Origin of the sequence: Streptomyces sp. NRRL S-244, assembly GCF_000717915.1 — a bacterium.
In the GTDB taxonomy this organism is placed as follows: Bacteria; Actinomycetota; Actinomycetes; order Streptomycetales; family Streptomycetaceae; genus Streptomyces.
The window spans coordinates 123985-145993 of the sequence record NZ_JOCX01000013.1 but is presented as its reverse complement, the minus strand read 5'-3'; the positions used below and the strand labels follow the sequence as shown (position 1 = coordinate 145993).

The following is a 22009-nucleotide window of genomic DNA, read 5'->3' as shown; positions in this document are numbered from 1 at the left end:
TCAGCGGCGGCGGGTCGTGACCGTCTTCTCCACCGCGAAGAGCTCTTCTTCCACGTGGTCCAGCGCCAGGCGCAGGGCTCCGGTGGCCACCGCGGCCTCGCCGAGCAGGGACTGCGCCACCCGCGGGGGGCGCAGGCAGTAGCGCTCCAGTTCGCGGCGCAGGGGGTCCAGGACTCCGGCCAGGCCGGCCGCCCAGCCGCCGACCACGACGAGCTCCGGATCCATGGCCAGGACCAGCGCCGCCACGTCGTGCACCAGCCGCTGGATGAAGCGCTCCACCGCTGCCACGGCCCGCTCGTCGCCCCGGCGGGCCATCGCGAAGACCTCGGCGACCGCCTGCTCGTCCAGCGGGTGCAGCGGTTCGCCGGTCGTGGACAGCAGCTTCTCGGGTGTGACGTCGCGGCCCAGCAGGTGCAGGGCGCCGATCTCGCCGGCCGCCCCGCCGAAGCCGCGGTGCAGCCGCCCTCCGATCAGTGATCCCGCGCCGGGGCTGAGCCCCGCCATCACGAACACCATGTCGTCGGTGTCCTGCGCGGCGCCCTTCCAGTGCTCGGCGACCGCGGCCGCATTGGCGTCGTTCTCCACTTGTACCGGGCAGCGGAACGAGCGCCTCAGCCGCTCGCCTAGGGGCAGCCCGGTCCAGCCCGGCAGGGCCGTGCCCAGGCGTACGGTGCCGTCCGCCTCCACGATCCCGGGGCTGCCGACGCCGACCGCCCGCAGGGAGTCCCGCGGTACGCCGGCCCGCCGCAGCAGATCGGCCACCGCCGCCCGCACCCGCTCCAGCCGCTCGTCGGCGGACGCGGTCTCGGCGACCTCCTTCGTGCCGGCGCCGATCACCCGCCCGTCCAGCCCGGACAGCAGCACCGCGATCCGGTGCGAGCCGATCTCGATGCCGAGCAGATGCCCCGCCTCGGCGCGGAACCGGTAGCGCCTGGCCGGCCGCCCCTGGCGGCGCGCGCCCTCCTCCGCGTCGGCCTCGACGACGAGCCCGGTCCCGATCAGCCCCTCGACCACACCTTCGACGGTCGGCCGGGACAGCCCGGTCACCCGGGTCAGGTCGGTGAGGGTCGGCGATTCGGCCGCCCGCAGCGCACGCAGCACCACGGCCGAATTGATCCGCCGGAGCAGAGAGGGATCCCCGCCGGTCAGCTGCCCCAACGTGTGTCCTCCCAGCTAGCGAGCTTGTCTGCCGGATCGTACTGTGCCCCCGGGGCCACTGCGAGACGCAGCCCCCCACCGGCCGGAACTGGCTCCTCCCCTCAGGCCGGGGCGACGAATCCCGACTCGTACGCCGTGATCACCGCCTGGGTCCGGTCCCGTGCCCCCAGCTTGCCCAGAATCGCGCTCACATGGGACTTCACCGTCTCCGTGCCGACGATCAGCTCCTTGGCGATCTCGACGTTCGTCAGCCCGCGCGCCATCGCCCGCAGTACCGCTTCCTCCCGCTCGGTCAGGGCGGCCCGCTTCAGCACCGCCCGCGCCTGCCGGTTCCCGTACTCCGCGGCCAGCGCCCGCACGGCCGCCGGGAACAGCAGCGTCTCGCCCTCGGCCACCAGCCGCACCGCGTGCACGATCTCGGAGGGGCGGGCCCGCTTCAGCAGGAACCCGTCCGCCCCGGCCCGCAGCGCCTGGTACACGTACTCGTCGTTCTCGAACGTGGTCACCACGAGGATCTTCGGCGGGGAGTCCACGGTCCGCAGCACGGCCCGCGTCGCCTCGATCCCGTCGAGCAGCGGCATCCGCACGTCCATGGCCACCACGTCCGGCCTCAGCTGCCGCACGAGCGGGACGACGGAGGCCCCGTCGGCCGCCTCACCCACCACCTCGATGTCGGGCTGGGCATCCAGGACGGCGCGCAGACCCGCGCGCACCAGGGGCTCGTCATCGACGAGCAGAACGGTAACCGGCATCCGGTCAGCGTATTCGCTCCAGCGGAAGCCGTGCGCGCACCCTCCAACTGCCCTCGAACGGCCCGGTCTCGGCCTCACCGCCGAGCAGCGCGGCCCGCTCCCGCATCCCGCGCAGCCCGCTCCCGCTGCCGGGGATGAAGGCGGGCCCCTCCGGCAGCGGGTTCGTGACCTCCATGTCCAGCCTGCCGACGGCCATCTCCACTCGGACCCGGACCGGCACCGGCCCACAGTGCCGCAGCACGTTCGTGAGCGCCTCCTGCAGGATCCGGTAGCCCTCCCGGGTGACCGGTCCCGGCAACTGCTCCAGCGGACCCGTCAGTTGCGCGTCGACTTCCGACCCCGAGGCCCGGGCCGACTCCAGCAGCCGGTCGGCCTCGGCCAGCGTCGGCCGCTGGGAGACGGGCTGCGCCGACTCCCGCAGGACCAGCAGGACCCGTTCCAGGTCCTCCAGGGCGGCCCGGCCCGTCTCCTCGATCGCGCCCAGCGCCCGGTCGGTGAACTCTGGGTTGCCCGCGGCCCGGGCCGCCCCCGCCTGCACCACGGCCACCGTCAGGGCGTGCCCGATCGAGTCGTGCAGCTCCCGCGCGATGCGGGTGCGCTCCAACAGCTGCTCGGTGCGGGCCTCCAGAGCGGTGAGCCGCTCGGCGGCCGAAGGCCCCAGCAGCCGGCGCGCGACCGCGGTGACCAGCTCGCCCAGCAGCACCACTATGACGATGAGAAGGATCAGCGGCACCGGAACGAGCAGTGCGGCGGCCCAACGCGGCGGAGCGAAGGGGATCATGAGGTCCGAGTTGAGCGGGTGCCCGAGCGCCGCCCCGACCAGTTCGACCGTCACCACCGGGAGCCATACGGTCGCAGCCATGGCGGCGAGTGCGATGACGAGCCGCGCCTCGAGCCACAGCAGCGTCCGCCACCGGTCGCCCCACCGCGCCGACGGCGCGGCACTGATGCCGCCGTCGAGGCTGTCGCGGTCGTGCGGCGTGAGCAGGAACTGCGCCTGCAGCCCCTCGGCCAGCCGCACCCAGGGCACCAGGCCGAACGGTATGACGATGACCAACGGCATCCACGGCCACGCCGGCTCTATGAACATCCACAGGGCCAGCAGCAGCACGGGCACGCACAGGTGCAACCAGCGTGAGTAGGTCACCGGTTGGAGCGGGGCACGGAGCAGTCGGTACATGCCCCCATCGTGGCAGTGACCGGCCCGGACGCGTCTCCCCCACGTGGGGGAGACGGCACCCTCGCATGGGGGAGGAAGGGGGGTGGGGCGGGCGGCGAATCTTGAGCCATGAACAGCATCGAGATCCGAGAACTGACCAAGGAATACGGCCGCACCCGGGCCGTGGACCACCTCACCTTCGATGTCCTGCCCGGCCGGGTCACCGGATTCCTCGGCCCCAACGGCGCCGGCAAGTCCACCACGATGCGCCTGCTGCTGGGCCTGGACCGGGTCACCTCCGGGACGGCCACGATCGGCGGGGCCCGGTTCACCGACTTCCCCGACCCGTTGCACCGCGTGGGCGCGCTCCTGGACGCCCAGGCGGCCCACGGCGGGCGCACCGCCCGGGACCACCTCCGCTTCCTCGCCGCCGCCAACCGCATCCCGGTGCGCCGGGTCGAAGAGGTACTGGAGCAGGCGGGGATCGCCTCGGCGGCCAAGCGTCGGGTCAAGACCTTCTCGCTCGGGATGCGCCAGCGCCTCGGCATAGCGGCCGCGCTGCTGGGAGACCCCGAGGTGCTGCTGCTGGACGAGCCCACCAACGGGCTCGACCCCGAAGGCATCATCTGGATCCGCGAGCTGATGCGGGGCCTCGCCGCCGAGGGCCGCACGGTGCTCGTCTCCAGCCATCTGATGTCCGAGACCGCGGCGCTCGCCGACCACCTGATCGTGCTCGGGCAGGGCAGGCTGCTGGCCGACTCCTCCATGGAGGAGTTCATCGAGGCCCGCAGCACCCCGAAGGTGCGCTTGCGCACCTCGGACCCGGTCCGGCTCCGGGCGGCCCTGGCCCGGGACGGCTTCGAGATGGCGAGCGCCGACGACGGGCGCTGGACGGTGGAGGGCATACGGGCCGAGCAGCTCGGAGCCGTGGCCGCCCGCGAGGGCATCCCCGTGCTGGAACTCTCCGACGAACGCGCCTCGCTGGAGCAGGCCTACCTCGACCTCACCGCCGACCACGCCCAGTTCGCCGCCACCCACTGACTTTCCCCAAGACACAAGGAGGCTCCGCCATGAGCGCCGCTCTGCCCACCGTCCCCGTCCTGCACTCGGAATGGATCAAGATACGGTCCCTTCGCGGTACGTTCGGGGCGCTGATCGCCATACTCCTGGCCACCGCCGGGATACAGGCTCTGGCGGCTGCCGCCGTAGGCCAGGCCGAGGCCGGCAGCATGGGGGAGGACCCGCTTTTCGGCGCCTTCTACGGCATCAACTTCGGCCAGATAGCGGCCTTCACCTTCGGGGCGAGCGCGCTGGCCGCCGAGTTCCACGACGGCGCCCTGCGCACGTCGCTGACCGCGGTGCCGAGCCGTACGCGCTTCTACCTGTCGAAGATCGCCATGGTGGGCGCACTCGCCTTCCTGACGGGCCAGGTCACCGGCCTGCTCACCTTCGTCCTGGGCCAGGCGTTCATGGGTCAGTACGCGATGTCCCTGGGGGACCCGGGCACCCTCCGCGCCGTGTTCGGCAGCGGTGTGTACCTCACGCTCATGGCCCTGTTCGCGGCCGGACTGACAGCGGTGCTGCGCAGTGCGGCGGTCGTGCTGAGCGTGCTCATACCCTTCGTCGTCATGGTGCCGTTCATCATCGGCCAGGCCGCGGGCGGCGTCGCCGAGTTCCTGCCGGACCATGCCGGGCAGCTCGTCATGCACCTGGAGTCCAGCGGCCGGCTCGGTCCCTGGAGCGGCCTCGGGGTGCTGGCGCTGTGGGCGGCGGCCGCGCTGGCCGGCGGCTGGCTGGCGGTGCGCCGACGGGACGCGTGACGCCGGGCCAGTTGTCAGACCTCGACGCGATACTGACGGCATGACCACGGCAGAGCATCTCGACACGATCGACCGGCTCCGGACGCGTGCTTTCCCCGACGTCCGGGGCAGGACCGAAGTGGGCACCAGCGGACCCGGCTACCACCTCGCCGAGCTGGGCGGGAGCCGGTGGTACGGGGACGAGGACGCGGCCGACCGCCTGGCGCACGAGGACCAGGTGTCCGCCGAGTTCGACGCCCTGGCCCAGAGGCTGGAGGAGCGCTGGGGCAAGCCCGACCGGTTCACGCTCGACAGCCTGCGGCTGCGGGCGGAGGCCGGGGAGGCGGCGCAGCCGTGGCAGGAGATCGCCGACACCAGCGACCACCTCCACCTCTGGCGGGTCGGGGACCGCTGGGTCGCGATCTACGAGGCCCGCTGGGGGGCCGACCACTCACCGCAGCTGATGTCCGCGGTGACCGTGATCGACCCGCCCTAGGGCTCGGGAGCGTGCTCGGCGGCCGTGCGGAGGCGGGCGTACTCCTGGGCCATGGACTCCGCGGTCCAGTGGGCGTTGAGGCCGCTGGGGTTGGGAAGCGCCCAGACGCGGGTGGACCCGATGGTCCGGTCCTGGGGCCCGATCTGTGCCTTGCGCTCGCCGAAGGCAGTGCGGTAGGCGGTGACTCCGACGACCGCCAGCCACTGCGGGCGCAGCAGTTCCACCTTGGCGGTCAGGATGCGGCCGCCCTCGCGGAACTCCTCGGCGCTCAGCTCGTCGGCCCTGGCCGTGGCGCGGGCGACGACGTTGGTGATGCCGAGCCGGTAGGTCAGCAGCTCCTCCTGCTCCGCGGGGGCCAGGCGGCGCGGGGTGAAACCGGACAGGTGCAGGACCGGCCAGAAGCGATTGCCGGGGCGGGCGAAGTGATGGCCCGTCGCGGCGGAGAGGAGACCTGGATTGATCCCGCAGAACAGCACACGCACACCGCCCGCGACCACGTCCGGGAGGACGCGGTCACGGGCGGCGCTCAGCTCCTCGGGGGTCAGAGGATCGACCCCGGCGTGTATCCGGCGGCCTCCGGGTGCTGCTTGGCGATCGCCTCGATACGGGAGATCACCGCGGCCACCTGGTCACCGGCCGCGCCCGTGAAGGACAGCTTGTCGGCCATCAGGGCGTCGAGCTGGGCCCGGTCCAGCGGCATCCGCTCGTCGGCGGCCAGCCTGTCCAGCAGCTCGTTGCGCTCGGCGCCCTGCTCGCGCATGGCGAGCGCGGAGGCCACCGCGTGCTCCTTGATGACCTCGTGGGCGGCCTCGCGGCCGACACCCGCCCGCACCGCGCCCATCAGGACCTTGGTGGTCGCGAGGAACGGCAGGTAGCGGTCCAGCTCGCGGGCGACGACGGCCGGGAAGGCGCCGAACTCGTCGAGGACCGTCAGGAAGGTCTCCAGCAGGCCGTCGAACGCGAAGAACGCGTCGGGCAGGGCCACCCGGCGGACCACGGAGCAGGACACGTCGCCCTCGTTCCACTGGTCGCCGGCCAGCTCGCCGGTCATCGAGGCGTAGCCGCGCAGGATGACCATCAGGCCGTTGACGCGCTCGCAGGAGCGGGTGTTCATCTTGTGCGGCATCGCGGAGGAGCCGACCTGGCCGGGCTTGAAGCCCTCGGTGACCAGCTCGTGGCCGGCCATCAGGCGGATCGTCTTCGCGATCGACGAGGGGGCGGCGGCCAGCTGCACCAGGGCGGTGACCACGTCGTAGTCGAGCGAGCGCGGGTAGACCTGGCCGACGGAGGTGAAGGCCTGGGCGAAGCCGAGGTGGGTGGCGATCCGCTGCTCCAGGTCGGCCAGCTTGGCGGCGTCGCCGCCCAGCAGGTCGAGCATGTCCTGGGCGGTGCCGACCGGGCCCTTGATCCCGCGCAGCGGGTAGCGGCCGAGCAGGTCCTCCAGCCGGGCGTAGGCGACCAGCAGCTCGTCGGCCGCCGTGGCGAAGCGCTTGCCCAGGGTCGTCGCCTGCGCGGCGACGTTGTGGGAGCGGCCGGCCATGACCAGCTCGGCGTGCTCGCCGGCCAGCTTGCCGAGGCGGGCGAGGACGGCGACCGTACGGTCGCGGGCCAGCTCCAGCGAGAGCCGGATCTGGAGCTGCTCGACGTTCTCGGTGAGGTCGCGGGAGGTCATGCCCTTGTGGACGTGCTCGTGGCCGGCGAGGGCGTTGAACTCCTCGATGCGGGCCTTCACGTCGTGCCGGGTGACCTTCTCGCGCTCGGCGATGGAGGCGAGGTCGACCGTCTCCAGGACGCGCTCGTAGTCGGCGAGGGCGGCGTCCGGGACCTCGATGCCGAGGTCCTTCTGGGCGCGGAGCACGGCGAGCCACAGCCGCCGCTCCAGCGTCACCTTGTACTCGGGGGACCACAGGACGGCGAGCTCCGCGGAGGCGTAGCGGCCGGCCAGGACATTGGGGATGCGGGGCTTGGCTGTCACGTGTAGGGATTCTACTTGGGCCGCAGCTGTGCGTTTACGCAGGTAGGGACCCCACCCCGGATTGTGCCTTGCTACGAGAGCCGCTCGCCCATGGCGGCCGCGTACGGGAGCAGCTCCGGGCGCTTGGCCGGGCGGCCGTCCCCGGAGGAGCGGCCCGTCAGGCGGCGGCCGACCCACGGCAGCAGGTGCTGCCGGGCGAAGCTCAGGTCCTGGGACCGGCGCACGGCCCAGCCCGGCGGCACGGCCGCCGGCAGCTCGGCCCGCCAGTCCTGCTCGGGCGGCAGGCCCAGCGTCTGCCAGACCGCCTCGGCGACCCGGCGGTGGCCTTCGGCCGTCAGGTGCAGCCGGTCCACGTCCCACATGCGGGGGTCGGCCAGCACCCCGGCCCCGTACAGGTCCACGACCAGGGCCCCGTGCCGGGCGGCCAGCTCCTCGATGACGCCGAAGAGCTCCTCCATGCGCGGCCGGAAGCGGTCCATCACCGGCCCGTTGCGCCCCGGCGAGCGCATCAGCACCAGCGTCTTGCACGTGGGGGCCAGCAGCCCCACGGCCTCCTCCAGGTGCCCGCGCACCCGGCCCATGTCGACCTTCGGCCGCAGCGCGTCGTTCAGACCGCCGACCAGCGTCACCACGTCCGCGCCCATCGATGCCGCGACCGGGGCCTGGTCCTCGGCGATCTGCCCGATCAGCTTCCCGCGGACCGCGAGGTTCGCGTAGCGGAAGCCGGGCTCGCGCGCCGCGAGGCGGGCGGCCAGCAGATCGGCCCAGCCGCGGTAGGAGCCGTCGGGCAGCAGGTCGGACATGCCCTCGGTGAAGGAGTCGCCGACCGCGACGAAACTGGTGTAAGACGCATTCATCTCCATGGCGCAGCGATGCTACCGCGCGGTACCCCGGCCGCGTAGGGCCGGGGCACCACCGCGGCTGCCACCGCGGTCGCAGCCGCGGCGGCAGCCGCGTCAGGCGGAGGCGGGCCTGCCGAACAGCTCGCGCAGCACGTCCTCCATCGTGACCAGGCCCGTCATCGCCCCGCCCGAGCCCATGACCGCCGCCAGATGCGTCCGGCTGCGCCGCATCGCGGTCAGCACGTCGTCCAGCGGGGTCTCCGCCCGTACCTGGGCGATCGGACGCAGTGCGGAGACCGGGAACGGCTGGTCCCGCTCCGGCCCGTCCGCGTCGAGGGCGTCCTTGACGTGCAGGTACCCGAGGATCCCGGCCTGGGCGTCGAGCACCGGGAAGCGGGAGTACCCCGACTCGGCGGACAGGCGCTGCAGGGCCGCCGGTGTGACGCCCTCCCGGGCCACGACGACCCGGTCCAGCGGCAGCACCACATCGGTGACCGGCCGCCGGCCCAGCTCCAGGGCGTCGTGCAGCCGCTCGCTCGCGCGGCCGTCGATCAGCCCCGCGGCGCTGGAGTCCTTCACGATCCGGGCCAGCTCGTCGTCCGAGAACGTCGCCGCGACCTCGTCCTTCACCTCCACCCGCAGCATCCGCAGCAGGAGGTTGGCGAAGGCGTTGATCGCGAAGATCACCGGCCTCAGCGCCCGGGCCAGGGTCACCAGCGGCGGACCGAGCAGCAGCGCGGTGCGTACCGGCTCGGACAGCGCCACGTTCTTCGGCAGCATCTCGCCGAAGAGCATGTGCAGGTACGTCGCCAGTGCCAGCGCCACCACGAACGAGATCACGTGGGTCAGCCCCGAGGGCACCCCGACGAGGTCGAACAGTGGGGTCAGCAGGTGTGCGATGGCCGGCTCGGCCACCACGCCCAGCACCAGGGTGCACAGCGTGATGCCCAGCTGGGCCGCCGCCATCAGCGCCGACACGTGCTCCAGCGCCCACAGCACGGCGCGCGCCCGCCGGTCGCCCTGTTCGGCGTACGGCTCGATCTGGCTGCGCCGCACCGAGATCAGCGCGAACTCGGCGCCGACGAAGAAGGCGTTGACGACCAGGGTCGCCAGGCCGATCAGCAGTTGGAGCAGCGTCATCGCGCTCCCTCCCCACCCTGGTCCGACGACTCCTGCGCCGGCCCGGCCGGCGCGTGCAGCAGCACCCGCGCGGCCCGGCGGCCGCTGGCGTCCACCACGTCGAGCCGCCAGCCGGCCAGCTCCATGCCGTCCCCGACGGCCGGGATCCGGCCCAGCTCGGTCGCTATCAGCCCGGCGAGGGTCTCGTACGGGCCGTCCGGCACGCGCAGTCCGATCCGCTCCAGCTGGTCGGTGCGCACGGCGCCGTCGGCGGAGTAGAGGAGCCGCCCGGAGGCGTCCGTACCGGCCGGGGCCAGGTCCGAGGTCTCGTGCGGGTCGTGCTCGTCGCGCACCTCGCCGACGACCTCCTCGACGATGTCCTCCAGGGTGACCACGCCGGCCGTGCCGCCGTACTCGTCGATCACCACGGCCATCGTCTGGCGGCCGGACAGCAGGTCCAGCAGCCGGTCCACCGTCAGCGACTCCGGTACCAGCAGCGGATCGCGCAGCAGCCGGGAGACGGGGCGGCGGTGCCGTTCCTCGGCGGGCAGCGCGAGCACGTCCTTGATGTGGACGGTGCCGACGACGGTGTCGAGGCTCCCGCGGTAGACGGGGAAGCGCGACAGGCCGGTCGCGAGCGTCGCGTTCGCCACGTCCTCGGCGGTGGTCTGCACGTCGAGGGCGGTGACCTGGACCCGCGGGGTCATGACGTTCTCCGCGGTCAGGTCGGCCAGGTTCAGGGTCCGTACGAAGAGCTCGGCGGTGTCCTTCTCCAGCGCGCCCGCCTTCGCGGAGTGCCGGGCCAGCGCCACCAGCTCCTGCGGGGTGCGCGCGGAGGCCAACTCCTCGGCCGGCTCCATCCCGAGCCGGCGGACCATGTGGTTCGCCGTCGTGTTCAGATGGCTGATGAACGGCCGGAAGGCGCGGCTGAAGACCCGCTGCGTGGTGGCCACGCGCTTGGCGATGGCCAGCGGTGAGGAGATCGCCCAGTTCTTGGGGACCAGCTCGCCGACGACCATCAGGACGATCGTCGACAGTACGGTGCCCAGGATCAGGGCGGTGGAGGAGGCGGCGCCGGCCGACAGCCCCATGGCCTCGAACGGGCCCTGGAGCAGGGCGGCGATCGAGGGCTTGGAGATCATGCCGATGACCAGGCCGGTCACGGTGATGCCGAGCTGGGCGCCGGAGAGCTGGAACGTAAGGCTCCGGACGGCCGCGAGGGCGCTCTCGGCCCCGCGCTCGCCGCGCTCGGCGGCCTGTTCGAGCTCACTGCGCTCGACGGTGGTCAGCGAGAACTCGGCCGCGACGAAGACCCCGCAGACAAGGCAGAGCAGCAGCGCCACGAGGAGCAGGAGCACTTCGGTCATCGGTCGGTCACCTCCGTCCCATGATCAGCCAGGAGGAGGGGTATCGCGCGATGTCGGGTACTGGGGGGCTCGCCCATGGGCGGACGCTCACACCTTTCGTTCGGGTCGGTCTCGGGTCGGTCGACCGCTGGCATCATAGTAAAGGAAAGGCAAAGAGGGCGGATCATCCTTTTGGCGCAGCGCAACCGGATGATGGGATCCGGCCATGAGCGATCTTCATATCGGTCCCGCGTCCGCCGCTGATCTCACCGCCGTGCTCGACTTCTGGAAGACCGCCGCCGAGGGAACGAGTATCAGTGACGACCTCGCCGGGGTCGAGCGCCTCCACGCCCGCGATCCGCACGCCCTGCTGCTCGCCCGGCGCGAGGGCGAACTGCTCGGCACCGTGATCGCGGGCTTCGACGGCTGGCGCTGCCACCTCTACCGGCTCGCGGTGCACCCGGACCGCCGCCGCCAGGGCATCGGCTCGGCGCTGCTGGCCGCCGCGGAGGAGCGGTTCCGCGAGCTCGGCGGACTGCGCGCCGACGCGATGGTGCTGGACCGCAACGAGCGGGCGCACGGGGCATGGGCCGTCGGCGGGTACCACCCCGGGGACCAGTGGACCCGCTGGGTCAAGCCGCTGGTCTGAGCCTTCAGGCAGGACCGCGCCGGGCCGTACCGATCACGCAGTACGAGGTCGGCAGCGCCGGTCCGCGCTCCGGCAGCAGGAAGGCGCGGGACGAAGTGATGCGGAAACCGGCGGCCTCGATCGCGGCGGCCGGGTCGCGGGAGGTGTGGCACCCGCCGAAGAGGCGGGGCCAGACGGTCCGGTCCAGTGTCCGCTGGACGGCGGCCATGCCGGCGGTGGGCGCCCGGCCGTGCTCGAAGAAGCGGAGCTCGGCGTCGGGGCGGAGCACCCGGTCGAGCTCCGCGAGCGCGCGCGGCAGGTCCCGTACGGTGCACAGCACGAGGGAGGCGACGGCGGCGTCGAAGGCCTCGCTCTTGACGGGGAGGGCCTCGGCGACGCCCGGTACGAGGTCGACGGGGACCTCGGCGCGCAGGGCCGCGTCGGCAGCGAGCCGGCGAAGGCTGCGCTCCGGTTCGACGGCGACGACTTCGGAGACGGCCCGCGGGTAGTGGGCGAAGTTCAGGCCGTTGCCGGCGCCGATCTCGATGACCCGGCCGGACACCCCGTGCAGGAGCTCGCGCCGCAGGTCGCGGACACCGCCGCGGGTGTCGGCGGTGGTGCTGAGCCGCGCGTAGAACCGGGCGAAGAGCGGGTGGTCGACGGAGTCCGGGTCACGGTGCGGTGAGGGCATGGCGGACCTCCGGGCGCGTGGCGACGGGTGCGGTTGGCCTGCCCGGGCTGTTTCCCGTCCGCGCGGTCGGTAAACCGGTGCCGTGGTCGGCTGAGTACGCGTACTCAGGAGTCCGGGGCCGTGTCGTGACGACAATCGGGTGATCCGATCATGCGCCCCGGCCGCTGGGGCCCGCCCCAGGAAGTGGAGACCCGGTGACATCCCGTACCACCACCCCCGCCCGCGCCGCGCTGCTTGCCGCCGGAATGCTCGTCATGACCGCCTGCGGCACCACGGTGGCCGGGAGCGGCGCGGCCGCGGACCCGTCCCCGGTCCCGGCGACGCCGAGCCAGACCCCGGACTACGCCGCCCAGGCGGCGGCCGCGGTGGCCCGCCACGACAAGCTCTTCCCGGAGGTGGCCGCGCTGTGCCAGGGCAACGCGAGCGTGGCGCCGCCCCGGTCGGCCGCGCCGGACGACCTGCCCACGGACCCCGAGGCGCGCAAGTACGCGGAGAATCACGCGTACAAGAACGAGGCCGCGCTCACGCCCGCCGCCCAGTGCCGTGGCGACGCGCACGCCGCACGGATCAAGGCGGCGCTGGGCGGCTCCGGGGGGAAGGGTGCACCGCGGACGACGCGGGAGCTCAGCGGGCTCCTGACCGGGATGGGCTACAAGGTGGAGACGGGAGACGTGTACGCGTCGAGCACGGGCAACCTCTCGTTCGTCCTGTCGGTTCCGGAGAGCGGGCCGTGCGTGACGGGTCAGGTGAGTCCGCCGCTGAGCGTGAAGGCGCACGGCGCCTACATGGAGGGCGGCTGCCACGAGCCGCGCGGCGGCCACTGAACGCCCCGGAGCCCATGCGGACGGGAGCGCCCCGCGCACGGAACGCCCCGCGCACGGAACGCCCTGCGCACGGAACGCCCCGCGCACGGAACGGCCCGGCGGGCCGGACGGCGCCGCCGGGCCCGATCGGTCCGGGTGCCGGGTCAGGGCTGCCAGGTCCTCAGGAAGGACTCCGGGGACCAGGTGCCCGACAGGGCGGCGGCGAGCCACGTGGGGGCCGCCGCGCGGAAGGATTCCGGGGACAGTGACCCCGAGGACTCGGGTACGACGCCGAGCAGCGGGAGCCCCGAGGACGACGGCAGGTCCGCCAGGTTGCACCGGCAGGCCAGGTCCGGTTCCGCCGGCCAGCTGCCGATGACCACGCCCGGCGCCCGCAGCCCCCGGGCCCGCAGGGCTTCCGCCGTCAGGGTCGTCGAGTTGAGGGTGCCGAGGGCCGGCGGGGTGACCACCAGGACCGGGGCGTCGAGCAGGCGGGCCGCGTCGGCCAGGGTGTGGCCGGCCTCGTCGAAGCGGACCAGCAGCCCGCCCGCCCCCTCCACCAGGACCAGGTCGTGGGAGCCGGACAGGTCCCGCGCCGCCTCCGCGATCTGCGTCGGGGAGAGCGTCGGCAGGCCCGCGCGGCGGGCCGCCGTGTCCGGGGCCAACGGCTCCGGATAGCGGGCCAGTTCCACCGCCGTGACCGACGGCCCGGCCAGCCGGACCACCTCCGCCGCATCGCCCGGAGCGCCGGGTTCCATGCCCGTCTGAGCCGGCTTCAGGACGGCCACCGAGCGGCCCGCCGCCACGGCGGCGGCCGCGACCGCCGCCGTGACCACCGTCTTGCCGATCTCCGTGCCCGTGCCCGAGACCATCAGTACGGTCATGTCAGCCCTCCTGCGCGGCCGCGCACACCGCACGGCAGATGCGGGCCACGTCGGCGTCGCCCGTGACGAACGGCGGCATCACGTAGATCAGGTCCCGGAATGGGCGTACCCACACGCCCTCGCGGACCGCGGCCCGGGTGGCCGCGGCCACGTCGACCTCGTGCGTCAGCTGGACCACGCCGATCGCGCCCAGGACCCGTACGTCCCGCACCCCGGGCAGCTCGCGCGCCGGAACCAGGCCCTCCAGCAGGCCCGCCTCGATGCGCTTGACCTCGCGCTGCCAGTCCTGCCCGAGCAGCAGGTCGATCGAGGCCAGCGCCACGGCCGTGGCGAGCGGGTTGCCCATGAACGTCGGCCCGTGGGCGAGGATCGGGACGGCGCCCCGGGAGATCCCGTTCGCCACCCGCTCCGTGCACAAGGTGGCGGCCAGCGTGAGGTAGCCGCCGGTCAGGGACTTGCCGAGGCACATCACGTCCGGGGTGATCCCGGCGTGGTCGGCCGCGAACAGGGCGCCGGTGCGGCCGAAGCCGGTCGCGATCTCGTCCAGGACGAGCAGGACGTCGTACTCGTCGCACAGTTCGCGCAGCACCCGCAGGTACCCCGGGTTGTGGAAGCGCATGCCGCCCGCGCCCTGGACCACCGGTTCCACGATCACCGCGGCCAGCTCGTCCGCGTGGGCGGAGAGCAGGGAGCGCAAGTGGTCGACGTACGCGGGATCCACGGGCGCGTCGAACCCGCTCGGCGGGACGTCCGCGAAGAGCTGCTGCGGGAGGATCCCCGACCAGAGCTCGTGCATGCCGCCCTGGGGGTCGCAGACGCCCATCGGCGTCCAGGTGTCCCCGTGGTAGCCGCCGCGCCAGGTCAGCAGCCTGGTCTTGCCGGACCGGCCGATGGAACGCCAGTACTGGAGGCACATCTTCACCGCGACCTCGACCGAGACCGACCCCGAGTCGGCGAGGAAGACGTGCTCCAGGCCGGGCGGGGTGATCTCGACCAGCCGGGCGGCGAGGCGGACGGCGGGCTCGTGGGTGAGCCCGCCGAACATCACGTGTGACATCCGGCCGAGTTGGTCGGTCACGGCCTCGTTCAGCACCGGGTGGTTGTAGCCGTGGATCGCCGACCACCAGGAGGACATGCCGTCGACCAGCTCGTCCTGCCCCTGCGAAGCCTCGGCCAGCCGCAGCCGGACCCCCGAGGCGGAGGCGACCACCAGGGGCTCCTGCCGCCCGGGCATCGGACCGTACGGGTGCCAGACGTGCTGCCGGTCCAGCGCGAGCAGTTCCGCGGCCGGCAGCGAGTGGCGCTGGTCAGGCATTGGGGGCGAGGTCCGTTCCCGCGCCCCGGCGGCGGACCGCCACCAGGTCCGAGCGGAGCTCGCCGGCCGGAGCCTGGGCCGGCGTCCCGGCGGGCACGGGAGCAGACGCCGCGACCGCAGCCTGTGCCGGGACGGCCTCGTGGCCCGAGCAGCCTCCGCACGCCGAACCGCAGCCCGCCTCGGCCGCCGAGGAACCGCACGGCCCCTGGCCGGCCGCGGCCCTGGCCGCCGCCAACGCGTCCGCGCGGTGCGCCGGCAGGGTCGTCGTACCGGCGCCCTCCACCTCGAAGCCGGCGTCCGCGATCATGTCGAGGTCGGCCTGGCCCGCCTGGCCCTCACTGGTGAGGTAGTCGCCGAGGAAGATCGAGTTGGCGATGTTCAGCGCGAGCGGCTGCATCGAGCGCAGGTGCACCTCGCGGCCGCCGGCGATCCGGACCTCGACGTCGGGGCAGACGAACCGGACCATCGCGAGGATCCGCAGGCAGCGCTGGGGGGTGAGGTTCCACTCCTTGGCCAGCGGGGTGCCCTCGAAGGGGATCAGGAAGTTGACCGGCACCGAGTCCGAGTCCAGCTCGCGCAGCGAGTAGACGACGTCGACCAGGTCCTCGTCGCTCTCGCCCATGCCCGCGATGAGACCGGAGCAGGCGGAGAGGCCCGCGGCGTGCGCCTTCTGCACCGTGTCGACCCGGTCCGCGTAGGTGTGGGTCTTGGTGATCTGGCCGTACGTGGCCTCGGAGGTGTTCAGGTTGTGGTTGTAGGCATCGGCGCCCGCGTCCTTCAGCCGCTCGGCCTGGCCCTCCGCGAGGAGGCCGAGGCACGCGCACACCTCGACGCCCTCGTTCTGCTCCTTGATCGCCTCGATCGTCTTGCCGACCCGCTCGACGTCGCGGTCCGTCGGTCCGCGCCCGCTCGCCACCAGGCACACGCGCTTCGCGCCACCCGCGACACCGGCCGCGGCGGCCTGCGAGGCCTCCTCCGGCTTGAGCCACGTGTACTTGAGGATCTCCGCCTTCGATCCCAGCCGCTGGGAGCAGTAGGAGCAGTCCTCGGGGCAGAGCCCGGACTTCAGGTTGACCAGGTAGTTCAGCTTGACCCGACGCCCGAACCACTGGCGGCGCACCTTGCCGGCCGCGGCCACCACGTCGAGCAGTTCGTCGTCAGAGGTCGCCAGTACGGCAAGCGCCTCTTCGCGGGTCGGCAGCTCGCGCCGCAGCCCCTTGTCCACCAGGGTGTTCAGCAGGTCCATGACGCCGATCCTGGACTACACGAGCACTCCCGGCCAAGGAGAGATCGCACAACATGGCCGGAACGGAGTGTGTGGATCGCCACACCTGGCACTCAAGTGACGGCCGTTAGGGTCAGGCAGGTCTGTGGACTGCCGACAAAACACGAGGACCCGCCGATGAGCCAGCACAGCCCCGAGCCCGATGACGTGTTCGCCTGGATCGACGACGCGGAGCGGGCCCGTGAGCAGGCCGGACTCGTCCGGACGCTGCGCCCCCGCCCGGCCTCCTCGCCGCTGCTGGACCTCGCGAGCAACGACTACCTCGGCCTGTCCCGCCACCCCGAGACCGTACGCGGCGCGCGCGAGGCGGCCGAGCGGTGGGGGGCGGGGGCCACTGGATCACGCCTGGTGACCGGTACGACCGAGCTTCATGCCGAGCTCGAGCGGGAGCTCGCGGCGTTCTGCGGATTCGAGGCCGCGCTCGTCCTGTCCTCCGGGTACGCCGCGAACCTGGCGGCCGTCACGGCGCTCAGCGACCGCGGCACCCTCGTCGTCTCCGACGCGGGCAACCACGCCTCGATCGTCGACGGCTGCCGGCTCTCGCGCGCCGGGATCGAAGTGATCCCGCACTCCGATCCGGAAGCCGCGCGCAAGACGCTCGGCGCGCACGAGGGCCGGGCGCTGCTGGTCAGCGACTCGGTGTTCTCCGTGGACGGGGACGCCGCCCCGCTCGACGCGTACGCGGCCGCCTGCCGGGAGCGGGGCGCGGCCCTGGTCGTGGACGACGCGCACGGGCTGGGCGTCCTGGGGGAGGGTGGCCGGGGGGCCCTGTACGCCGCCGGCCTCGCGGGCGCGCCCGGGGTGGTCGCCACCCTCACGCTCTCGAAGTCCCTGGGCAGCCAGGGCGGGGCCGTGCTCGGTCCGGCCAAGGTGATCCGGCACCTGGTCAACACGGCCCGGACGTTCATCTTCGACACCGGGCTGGCACCGGCCGCCGCGGGCGCGGCGCTGGCGAGCCTGCGCCTGCTCCGGCGGGAGCCGGAGCGCGCCGGCCGGGCCCGCGAGGTGGCCGACCGGCTGTACGGGCGGCTCACCGCGTCCGGCCTGACCGCGGCCCGGCCGGACGCGGCCGTGGTGTCGGTACGGGCCCCGTCGGCTGCGGCGGCACTGCGCTGGGCCGCCGACTGCCGCGAGGCAGGTCTGTCCGTGGGGTGCTTCCGTCCGCCGTCCGTGCCGGACGGCATCTCCCGGCTGCGGCTGACCGCACGGGCCGATCTCACGGGGGACGAGATCGACCGGGCCGTCGAGACGATCCTGCGGACCGCCCCGGCCGGAGCCACGGACCACTAGGGCCTCACGCGAGTACGTCCACGTCTGCCCGTACGGCTGCGAGGAAGCCCTGCCAGGCAGGCTCGGTGAAGAGCACGGCCGGGCCGTCCGTCCGCTTCGAGTCGCGGACGGCCAGCAGGCCGCCGCCACCGAGGACGGCGGTTTCCACGCAGTTGTTCATTCCGGTGCTGCGGCTGCTCCGCCGCCACCGCGCGCTGATCAGAAGTCCGCTGGTGGAGAGGGGGGTTGCGGACACGGGGGTGCCTCCTTACGCGTCGTCAGCGAGTGAGCTGATGAGATCCGACGAGTCCTGGGGCGGTAGGGCGTGCGCCTGGATGGTGCGGAATGCGGCGCTGTACGCCTCGAGGTCTTCCTTCCGCTCCAGGTAGAGGCTACTCGTCAAATGGTCGAGTACCACCACATCCAGATCGGCGATGTTCGGAAATGAGAAAATTACGAACGGTCCTGTCAGGCCGAGATGGCCCCCCACGCTGAACGGCAGTACCTGCAGCCGCACTTGGGGCATCCGGGCCACCTGCACCAGATGCCGCAGCTGCGCCGCCATCACCCCGGGCCCGCCGATCTGCCGCCGCAGCACCGCCTCGTCCAGTACGGCGCTCAGCTCCAGCGGCGGATCCGCCCGCAGCACCGACTGCCGGGCCAGCCGTACGTCGACCAGCGCGTCCACCTTGGGTTCCGGCAGCCCGCCCAGCGCGGCCCGGGTCACCGCGCGTGCGTACTCCGGGGTCTGCAACAGGCCCGGCACCACGGAGAGCTCGACCGTACGGGCCGAGCGGGCGCTCGCCTCCAGGCTGATGAAGTCCCGGTACTCCTGGGGCAGCAGGCCCCGGTAGTCGTGCCACCACTGGCGGCCGCGCCCGGCCTCGCCCCCGCCCGCCCCGGGTCCCGCCGCCGAGGCCGACAGGGCCTCCAGCAGCGCCCTCTGCTCGGGGCTGACGACCTTTCCGTACACATCGAGGAGGAGGCGGATGTCCTCCGGTTTCACGCCACTGCGCCCCGTCTCGATGCGGCTGATTTTCGACTGGTGCCATCCCGCGATCCGGGCGGCCTCACCACTGGTGAGTCCGGTCCGGTCGCGCAGGGCGCGCAGTTCCTCGCCGAGCTTGCGCCGACGCACCGCGGGACCGTGCTGCATACCCGCCTCCTTCCACCGGCACAGCTCGCACCAGTCTGCCGTCCAAATACGCTCTTCCGTAGCAGAGTTCACTGCATTGAGCGACAGATATATGCATATCTTGGGGGAACGGGCGCTTCGACGGGACGATGGGTGGCACTCTGGCGTCCAGCACAGATCCGGGGCGGTTCGCCCCGGTGGGAAAGGGACCGTCGCCATGGCAGACCACCAGGAAGCATCCGTCACTCTGCCGAGCGATCCCGCCTCGGTCGCCACCGCCCGCCGCTACGTCGCGGAGGTGCTCGGTGAATGGGGACTGCCCGACGAGGCCGACACCGCGGACAGCGTCCGGCTGATCGTCTCGGAGCTCGCCACCAACGCCGTCCAGCACACGTTCGGCCAGTCGCCGACCTTCACCGTCGACGTCCGCCTGGAGCGCGGGGAGTGGCTCCGCGTCGGGGTGACCGACAGCCACCCGCGCTGGCCCAGGCGCCTCCCGGCCGCCGTGCAGCAGGACAACGGCCGCGGGATGGTCATCATCCGCTGGCTCACCGCCGAAGCGGGCGGCCGGCTCTCGGTCAACCCCACCGAGGACGGCGGCAAGACCGTCTGGATCGCCCTCCCCTGGCCCGTCGCAGCCCCCGCGAAGAGCGTCTCGGGCTGCTGATCCAGGCCCAGGGCCGTCACTCCTCCCGGGTGTCCGTATACGGAACCGGGTGCGGGCGGCCCGGGAGTTGAACCGAGTGCTTCCCCGAAACGTGGGTTAACGCGGCGGAAAAACGCGGCGCCTAGCGTGGCGGCCATGGCCGACCGTCAATGATCACCCATCCTTCGGCAAAGCGCCGGTGCTCGGGACGGAAAGCCTTCCCCTGCGTTGGGCAAGAGACGCTTGGCCCGGATACGTGCAGGTCAACAAAGTGTTGAAGGCCGCTTAGGGTCGGCCCGGCGCGACGCTGACATGGTCCTGGAAGCTTGGTGATACGAGTGCAACTGACACCGCATGAGCAGGAACGGCTGCTCATCCACGTGGCCGCGGACGTGGCCGAGAAGCGCAAGGCGCGCGGCGTCCTCCTCAACCACCCCGAGGCGATCGCCCTGATCACCTCGCACATCCTCGAAGGGGCCCGCGACGGGCGGACCGTGGCCGAGCTCATGGCCTCCGGCCGCACCGTGCTCGGCCGCGCCGAGGTGATGGAGGGGATCCCCGAGATGATCCACGACGTCCAGGTCGAGGCGACCTTCCCGGACGGCACCAAGCTCGTCACCGTCCACGAACCGATCGTCTGAAGGGGAGAACCCGCATGATCCCCGGCGAAATCGTCCACGGGGACGGCCCGGTGCGCCTCAACGAGGGCCGGCCCGTGACCCGCCTCACCGTGCTCAACGCCGCCGACCGGCCCGTCCAGGTCGGCTCCCACTACCACTTCGCCGAGGCCAACCCCGGCCTCGACTTCGACCGCCCGGCGGCCCGCGGGCTGCGGCTCAACATCGCCGCCGGCACCGCCGTGCGCTTCGAGCCGGGCATCCCGGTCGCCGTCGAGCTCGTACCGCTGGGCGGGCTGCGCGCCGTACCTGGCCTGCGCGGGGAGACCGGAGGGCCGCTCGATGGCTGAGCTCGACCGCCGCGCGTACACCGACCTCTTCGGGCCGACCGCGGGCGACCGCATCCGGCTCGCCGACACCGACCTCTTCGTCGAGATCGAGCGGGACCTCAGCGGCGGCCCCGGACACTCCGGCGACGAGGCCGTGTTCGGCGGCGGCAAGGTGATCCGCGAGTCCATGGGCCAGGCCCGGACCACGCGCGCCGAGGGCGCCCCCGACACCGTGATCACGGGAGCCGTCGTCCTGGACCACTGGGGCATCGTCAAGGCCGACATCGGCATCCGCGACGGCCGCATCTGCGGCATCGGGAAGGCCGGCAACCCCGACACCATGGACGGGGTGGACCCCGCTCTCGTGATCGGCCCGGAGACCGAGATCATCGCGGGCAACGGGAAGATCGTCACGGCCGGCGCCATCGACGCCCACGTGCACTTCATCTCGCCGACCGTCATCGACGAGGCCCTCGCCTCCGGCATCACCACCCTCGTCGGCGGCGGCACCGGCCCCGCCGAGGGCACCAAGGCCACCACCGTCACGCCCGGACCCTGGCACCTCGCCCGGATGTTCGCGGCCCTGGAGTCCTACCCCGTCAACATCGGCCTGCTGGGCAAGGGCAACACCATGTCCCGCGAGGCCATGCACTCCCAGCTGCGCGGCGGCGCCCTCGGCTTCAAGATCCACGAGGACTGGGGGGCCACCCCCGCCGTCATCGACGCCTGCCTGAGCGTCTGCGAAGAGACCGGCGCCCAGGTCGCCGTCCACACCGACACCCTCAACGAGGCCGGGTTCGTCGCCGACACCCTCGCCGCCATCGCCGGGCGGACGATCCACTCGTACCACACCGAGGGCGCGGGCGGCGGGCACGCACCCGACATCATCACCGTGGTCTCCGAGCCGAACATCCTGCCCAGCTCCACCAATCCGACCCGGCCGCACACCGTCAACACCATCGAGGAACACCTCGACATGCTGATGGTCTGCCACCACCTCAACCCGGCCGTCCCCGAGGACCTGGCCTTCGCCGAGTCCCGGATCCGGCCCTCGACCATCGCCGCCGAGGACGTACTGCACGACCTCGGCGCCATCTCGATCATCTCCTCCGACGCCCAGGCCATGGGGCGCGTCGGCGAGGTCGTGCTGCGCACCTGGCAGACCGCCCACGTGATGAAGAAGCGGCGCGGCTTCCTGCCCGGCGACGGACCGGCCGACAACCACCGCGCCCGCCGCTACGTCGCCAAGTACACGATCAACCCCGCCGTGGCCCAGGGCCTCGCCCGCGAGATCGGCTCGGTGGAGACCGGCAAGCTCGCCGACCTCGTGCTGTGGAACCCCGCCTTCTTCGGGGTCAAGCCCGAAGCGGTCATCAAGGGCGGCCAGATCGCCTACGCGCAGATGGGCGACGCGAACGCCTCCATCCCGACCCCGCAGCCGGTACTGCCCCGCCCGATGTTCGGCGGTCACGGCCGGGCCCCGGGGCTGAACTCGGTCAACTTCACCGCGCAGGCCGCGCTCGACGACGCGCTGCCCGAACGGCTCGGACTGGGCAAGCAGTTCGTGGCCATCGAGAGCACCCGCAAGGTGGGCAAGGCGGACATGCGCAACAACGACGCCATGCCGAGGGTCGAGGTCGACGCCGACACGTTCACCGTCACCATCGACGGCGAGGTGGTGGAGCCCGCGCCCGCCGCGGAACTGCCCATGGCGCAGAGATACTTCCTCTTCTGACATGGCGCCCCTGCTGATGGCGGCGG

The 22009-nt window shown here is 72.8% G+C and carries 24 protein-coding genes; 10 read left to right on the top strand and 14 right to left on the bottom strand.

Annotated features, from left to right (window positions below):
- The 3 genes from IF02_RS0118475 to IF02_RS0118465 all read right to left on the bottom strand — a co-directional run bounded on the left by IF02_RS0118475 (position 1) and on the right by IF02_RS0118465 (position 3090).
- On the bottom strand, positions 1-1158 hold the full coding sequence (locus IF02_RS0118475; protein ID WP_030158306.1) for an ROK family transcriptional regulator: 1158 nt from the start codon (positions 1156-1158) through the stop codon (positions 1-3).
- 101 nt (positions 1159-1259) lie between these two features.
- Complete coding sequence (locus IF02_RS0118470) at positions 1260-1910, bottom strand: response regulator transcription factor (RefSeq protein ID WP_030158304.1); 651 nt, start codon at positions 1908-1910, stop codon at positions 1260-1262.
- A gap of 4 nt (positions 1911-1914) precedes the next feature.
- A complete protein-coding gene (locus IF02_RS0118465; protein ID WP_030158302.1) occupies positions 1915-3090 on the bottom strand; it encodes a sensor histidine kinase in 1176 nt (391 codons plus the stop codon).
- Positions 3091-3198: 108 nt separating this feature from the next.
- Here IF02_RS0118465 and IF02_RS0118460 point away from each other — a divergent pair, with 108 nt between their 5' ends.
- Genes IF02_RS0118460 through IF02_RS0118450 form a run of 3 tightly spaced genes read left to right on the top strand, consistent with a single transcriptional unit; the run spans position 3199 to position 5364 of the window.
- On the top strand, positions 3199-4110 hold the full coding sequence (locus tag IF02_RS0118460) for an ABC transporter ATP-binding protein (RefSeq protein WP_030158299.1): 912 nt from the start codon (positions 3199-3201) through the stop codon (positions 4108-4110).
- A 29-nt stretch (positions 4111-4139) separates the two neighbouring features.
- Positions 4140-4889 carry an ABC transporter permease subunit gene (locus IF02_RS0118455; RefSeq protein ID WP_030158298.1) on the top strand — a complete coding sequence of 250 codons (750 nt, stop codon included), beginning with the start codon at positions 4140-4142 and terminating at the stop codon, positions 4887-4889.
- Between the two features lie 40 nt (positions 4890-4929).
- Complete coding sequence (locus IF02_RS0118450; protein ID WP_030158296.1) at positions 4930-5364, top strand: hypothetical protein; 435 nt, start codon at positions 4930-4932, stop codon at positions 5362-5364.
- Here IF02_RS0118450 and mug read toward each other — a convergent pair.
- The 5 genes from mug to IF02_RS0118425 all read right to left on the bottom strand — a co-directional run bounded on the left by mug (position 5361) and on the right by IF02_RS0118425 (position 10667).
- Entirely contained in the window at positions 5361-5909 is a 549-nt protein-coding gene (mug, locus tag IF02_RS0118445) for a G/U mismatch-specific DNA glycosylase (RefSeq protein ID WP_037836547.1), read from the bottom strand. The two genes, IF02_RS0118450 and mug, sit on opposite strands and share 4 nt — an antisense overlap.
- A complete protein-coding gene (gene purB / locus IF02_RS0118440; RefSeq protein ID WP_030158292.1) occupies positions 5906-7339 on the bottom strand; it encodes an adenylosuccinate lyase in 1434 nt (477 codons plus the stop codon). Before purB ends, mug begins: the two co-directional genes overlap by 4 nt.
- Before the next feature lie 71 nt (positions 7340-7410).
- Entirely contained in the window at positions 7411-8202 is a 792-nt protein-coding gene (locus tag IF02_RS0118435) for an SGNH/GDSL hydrolase family protein (RefSeq protein WP_030158290.1), read from the bottom strand.
- 93 nt (positions 8203-8295) lie between these two features.
- Complete coding sequence (locus IF02_RS0118430; protein WP_030158288.1) at positions 8296-9321, bottom strand: hemolysin family protein; 1026 nt, start codon at positions 9319-9321, stop codon at positions 8296-8298.
- Positions 9318-10667 carry a hemolysin family protein gene (locus tag IF02_RS0118425; RefSeq protein WP_030158286.1) on the bottom strand — a complete coding sequence of 450 codons (1350 nt, stop codon included), beginning with the start codon at positions 10665-10667 and terminating at the stop codon, positions 9318-9320. Before IF02_RS0118425 ends, IF02_RS0118430 begins: the two co-directional genes overlap by 4 nt.
- Before the next feature lie 205 nt (positions 10668-10872).
- Here IF02_RS0118425 and IF02_RS0118420 point away from each other — a divergent pair, with 205 nt between their 5' ends.
- Entirely contained in the window at positions 10873-11295 is a 423-nt protein-coding gene (locus IF02_RS0118420) for a GNAT family N-acetyltransferase (RefSeq protein ID WP_030158283.1), read from the top strand.
- A 4-nt stretch (positions 11296-11299) separates the two neighbouring features.
- Here the strand turns inward: IF02_RS0118420 and IF02_RS0118415 are convergent, their stop codons facing one another.
- On the bottom strand, positions 11300-11965 hold the full coding sequence (locus IF02_RS0118415; RefSeq protein ID WP_030158281.1) for a class I SAM-dependent methyltransferase: 666 nt from the start codon (positions 11963-11965) through the stop codon (positions 11300-11302).
- A gap of 194 nt (positions 11966-12159) precedes the next feature.
- On the opposite strand from IF02_RS0118415, the gene IF02_RS0118410 reads away from it, so the two are divergent.
- The gene (locus IF02_RS0118410) at positions 12160-12789 is read left to right on the top strand and encodes a hypothetical protein (RefSeq protein ID WP_030158279.1); all 630 of its coding nucleotides are present in this window, start codon (positions 12160-12162) and stop codon (positions 12787-12789) included.
- Positions 12790-12932: 143 nt separating this feature from the next.
- On the opposite strand, the gene bioD is transcribed toward IF02_RS0118410, so the two are convergent.
- The 3 genes from bioD to bioB are packed head-to-tail and all read right to left on the bottom strand — an operon-like array spanning position 12933 to position 16213.
- Positions 12933-13652 (bottom strand): dethiobiotin synthase, encoded by a 720-nt coding sequence (gene bioD / locus IF02_RS0118405; RefSeq protein WP_030158277.1) that lies wholly within the window; start codon positions 13650-13652, stop codon positions 12933-12935.
- A gap of 1 nt (position 13653) precedes the next feature.
- Positions 13654-14967, bottom strand: a complete 1314-nt coding sequence (locus IF02_RS0118400; protein WP_030158275.1) for an adenosylmethionine--8-amino-7-oxononanoate transaminase — start codon at positions 14965-14967, stop codon at positions 13654-13656.
- Positions 14960-16213 carry a biotin synthase BioB gene (gene bioB / locus IF02_RS0118395; RefSeq protein ID WP_030158273.1) on the bottom strand — a complete coding sequence of 418 codons (1254 nt, stop codon included), beginning with the start codon at positions 16211-16213 and terminating at the stop codon, positions 14960-14962. The genes IF02_RS0118400 and bioB overlap by 8 nt, the downstream gene beginning before the upstream one ends.
- A gap of 156 nt (positions 16214-16369) precedes the next feature.
- On the opposite strand from bioB, the gene IF02_RS0118390 reads away from it, so the two are divergent.
- Positions 16370-17542 carry an 8-amino-7-oxononanoate synthase gene (locus tag IF02_RS0118390; RefSeq protein ID WP_030158271.1) on the top strand — a complete coding sequence of 391 codons (1173 nt, stop codon included), beginning with the start codon at positions 16370-16372 and terminating at the stop codon, positions 17540-17542.
- 4 nt (positions 17543-17546) lie between these two features.
- On the opposite strand, the gene IF02_RS0118385 is transcribed toward IF02_RS0118390, so the two are convergent.
- Both IF02_RS0118385 and IF02_RS0118380 read right to left on the bottom strand, forming a co-directional pair.
- Positions 17547-17777 carry a DUF397 domain-containing protein gene (locus IF02_RS0118385; protein ID WP_030158269.1) on the bottom strand — a complete coding sequence of 77 codons (231 nt, stop codon included), beginning with the start codon at positions 17775-17777 and terminating at the stop codon, positions 17547-17549.
- Between the two features lie 12 nt (positions 17778-17789).
- Positions 17790-18677, bottom strand: coding sequence for a helix-turn-helix domain-containing protein (locus IF02_RS0118380; protein ID WP_030158267.1), 888 nt, complete (start codon positions 18675-18677; stop codon positions 17790-17792).
- A 196-nt stretch (positions 18678-18873) separates the two neighbouring features.
- Between IF02_RS0118380 and IF02_RS0118375 the strand changes: the two genes are divergently transcribed.
- The 4 genes from IF02_RS0118375 (at position 18874) to IF02_RS0118360 (ending at position 21983) form a co-directional block, all read left to right on the top strand.
- The gene (locus IF02_RS0118375) at positions 18874-19323 is read left to right on the top strand and encodes an ATP-binding protein (RefSeq protein WP_030158265.1); all 450 of its coding nucleotides are present in this window, start codon (positions 18874-18876) and stop codon (positions 19321-19323) included.
- 317 nt (positions 19324-19640) lie between these two features.
- A complete protein-coding gene (locus tag IF02_RS0118370; protein WP_030158263.1) occupies positions 19641-19943 on the top strand; it encodes an urease subunit gamma in 303 nt (100 codons plus the stop codon).
- 14 nt (positions 19944-19957) lie between these two features.
- Complete coding sequence (locus tag IF02_RS0118365) at positions 19958-20269, top strand: urease subunit beta (RefSeq protein WP_030158261.1); 312 nt, start codon at positions 19958-19960, stop codon at positions 20267-20269.
- Complete coding sequence (locus IF02_RS0118360) at positions 20262-21983, top strand: urease subunit alpha (protein ID WP_030158259.1); 1722 nt, start codon at positions 20262-20264, stop codon at positions 21981-21983. Before IF02_RS0118365 ends, IF02_RS0118360 begins: the two co-directional genes overlap by 8 nt.
- The last annotated feature ends 26 nt before the right edge of the window (positions 21984-22009 follow it).

Bases quoted from the DNA above. Each gene is read 5' to 3' on its own strand.
- IF02_RS0118380 (WP_030158267.1), bottom strand. From the start codon at position 18,677: ATGCAGCACGGTCCCGCGGTGCGTCGGCGCAAGCTCGGCGAGGAACTG.
- IF02_RS0118465 (WP_030158302.1), bottom strand. From the start codon at position 3,090: ATGTACCGACTGCTCCGTGCCCCGCTCCAACCGGTGACCTACTCACGC.
- IF02_RS0118390 (WP_030158271.1), top strand. From the start codon at position 16,370: ATGAGCCAGCACAGCCCCGAGCCCGATGACGTGTTCGCCTGGATCGAC.
- IF02_RS0118365 (WP_030158261.1), top strand. From the start codon at position 19,958: ATGATCCCCGGCGAAATCGTCCACGGGGACGGCCCGGTGCGCCTCAAC.
- IF02_RS0118400 (WP_030158275.1), bottom strand. From the start codon at position 14,967: ATGCCTGACCAGCGCCACTCGCTGCCGGCCGCGGAACTGCTCGCGCTG.
- IF02_RS0118420 (WP_030158283.1), top strand. From the start codon at position 10,873: ATGAGCGATCTTCATATCGGTCCCGCGTCCGCCGCTGATCTCACCGCC.
- IF02_RS0118455 (WP_030158298.1), top strand. From the start codon at position 4,140: ATGAGCGCCGCTCTGCCCACCGTCCCCGTCCTGCACTCGGAATGGATC.
- IF02_RS0118375 (WP_030158265.1), top strand. From the start codon at position 18,874: ATGGCAGACCACCAGGAAGCATCCGTCACTCTGCCGAGCGATCCCGCC.
- IF02_RS0118470 (WP_030158304.1), bottom strand. From the start codon at position 1,910: ATGCCGGTTACCGTTCTGCTCGTCGATGACGAGCCCCTGGTGCGCGCG.
- IF02_RS0118425 (WP_030158286.1), bottom strand. From the start codon at position 10,667: ATGACCGAAGTGCTCCTGCTCCTCGTGGCGCTGCTGCTCTGCCTTGTC.
- IF02_RS0118450 (WP_030158296.1), top strand. From the start codon at position 4,930: ATGACCACGGCAGAGCATCTCGACACGATCGACCGGCTCCGGACGCGT.
- IF02_RS0118460 (WP_030158299.1), top strand. From the start codon at position 3,199: ATGAACAGCATCGAGATCCGAGAACTGACCAAGGAATACGGCCGCACC.
- IF02_RS0118435 (WP_030158290.1), bottom strand. From the start codon at position 8,202: ATGGAGATGAATGCGTCTTACACCAGTTTCGTCGCGGTCGGCGACTCC.
- bioD (WP_030158277.1), bottom strand. From the start codon at position 13,652: ATGACCGTACTGATGGTCTCGGGCACGGGCACGGAGATCGGCAAGACG.
- IF02_RS0118430 (WP_030158288.1), bottom strand. From the start codon at position 9,321: ATGACGCTGCTCCAACTGCTGATCGGCCTGGCGACCCTGGTCGTCAAC.
- IF02_RS0118415 (WP_030158281.1), bottom strand. From the start codon at position 11,965: ATGCCCTCACCGCACCGTGACCCGGACTCCGTCGACCACCCGCTCTTC.
- IF02_RS0118360 (WP_030158259.1), top strand. From the start codon at position 20,262: ATGGCTGAGCTCGACCGCCGCGCGTACACCGACCTCTTCGGGCCGACC.
- bioB (WP_030158273.1), bottom strand. From the start codon at position 16,213: ATGGACCTGCTGAACACCCTGGTGGACAAGGGGCTGCGGCGCGAGCTG.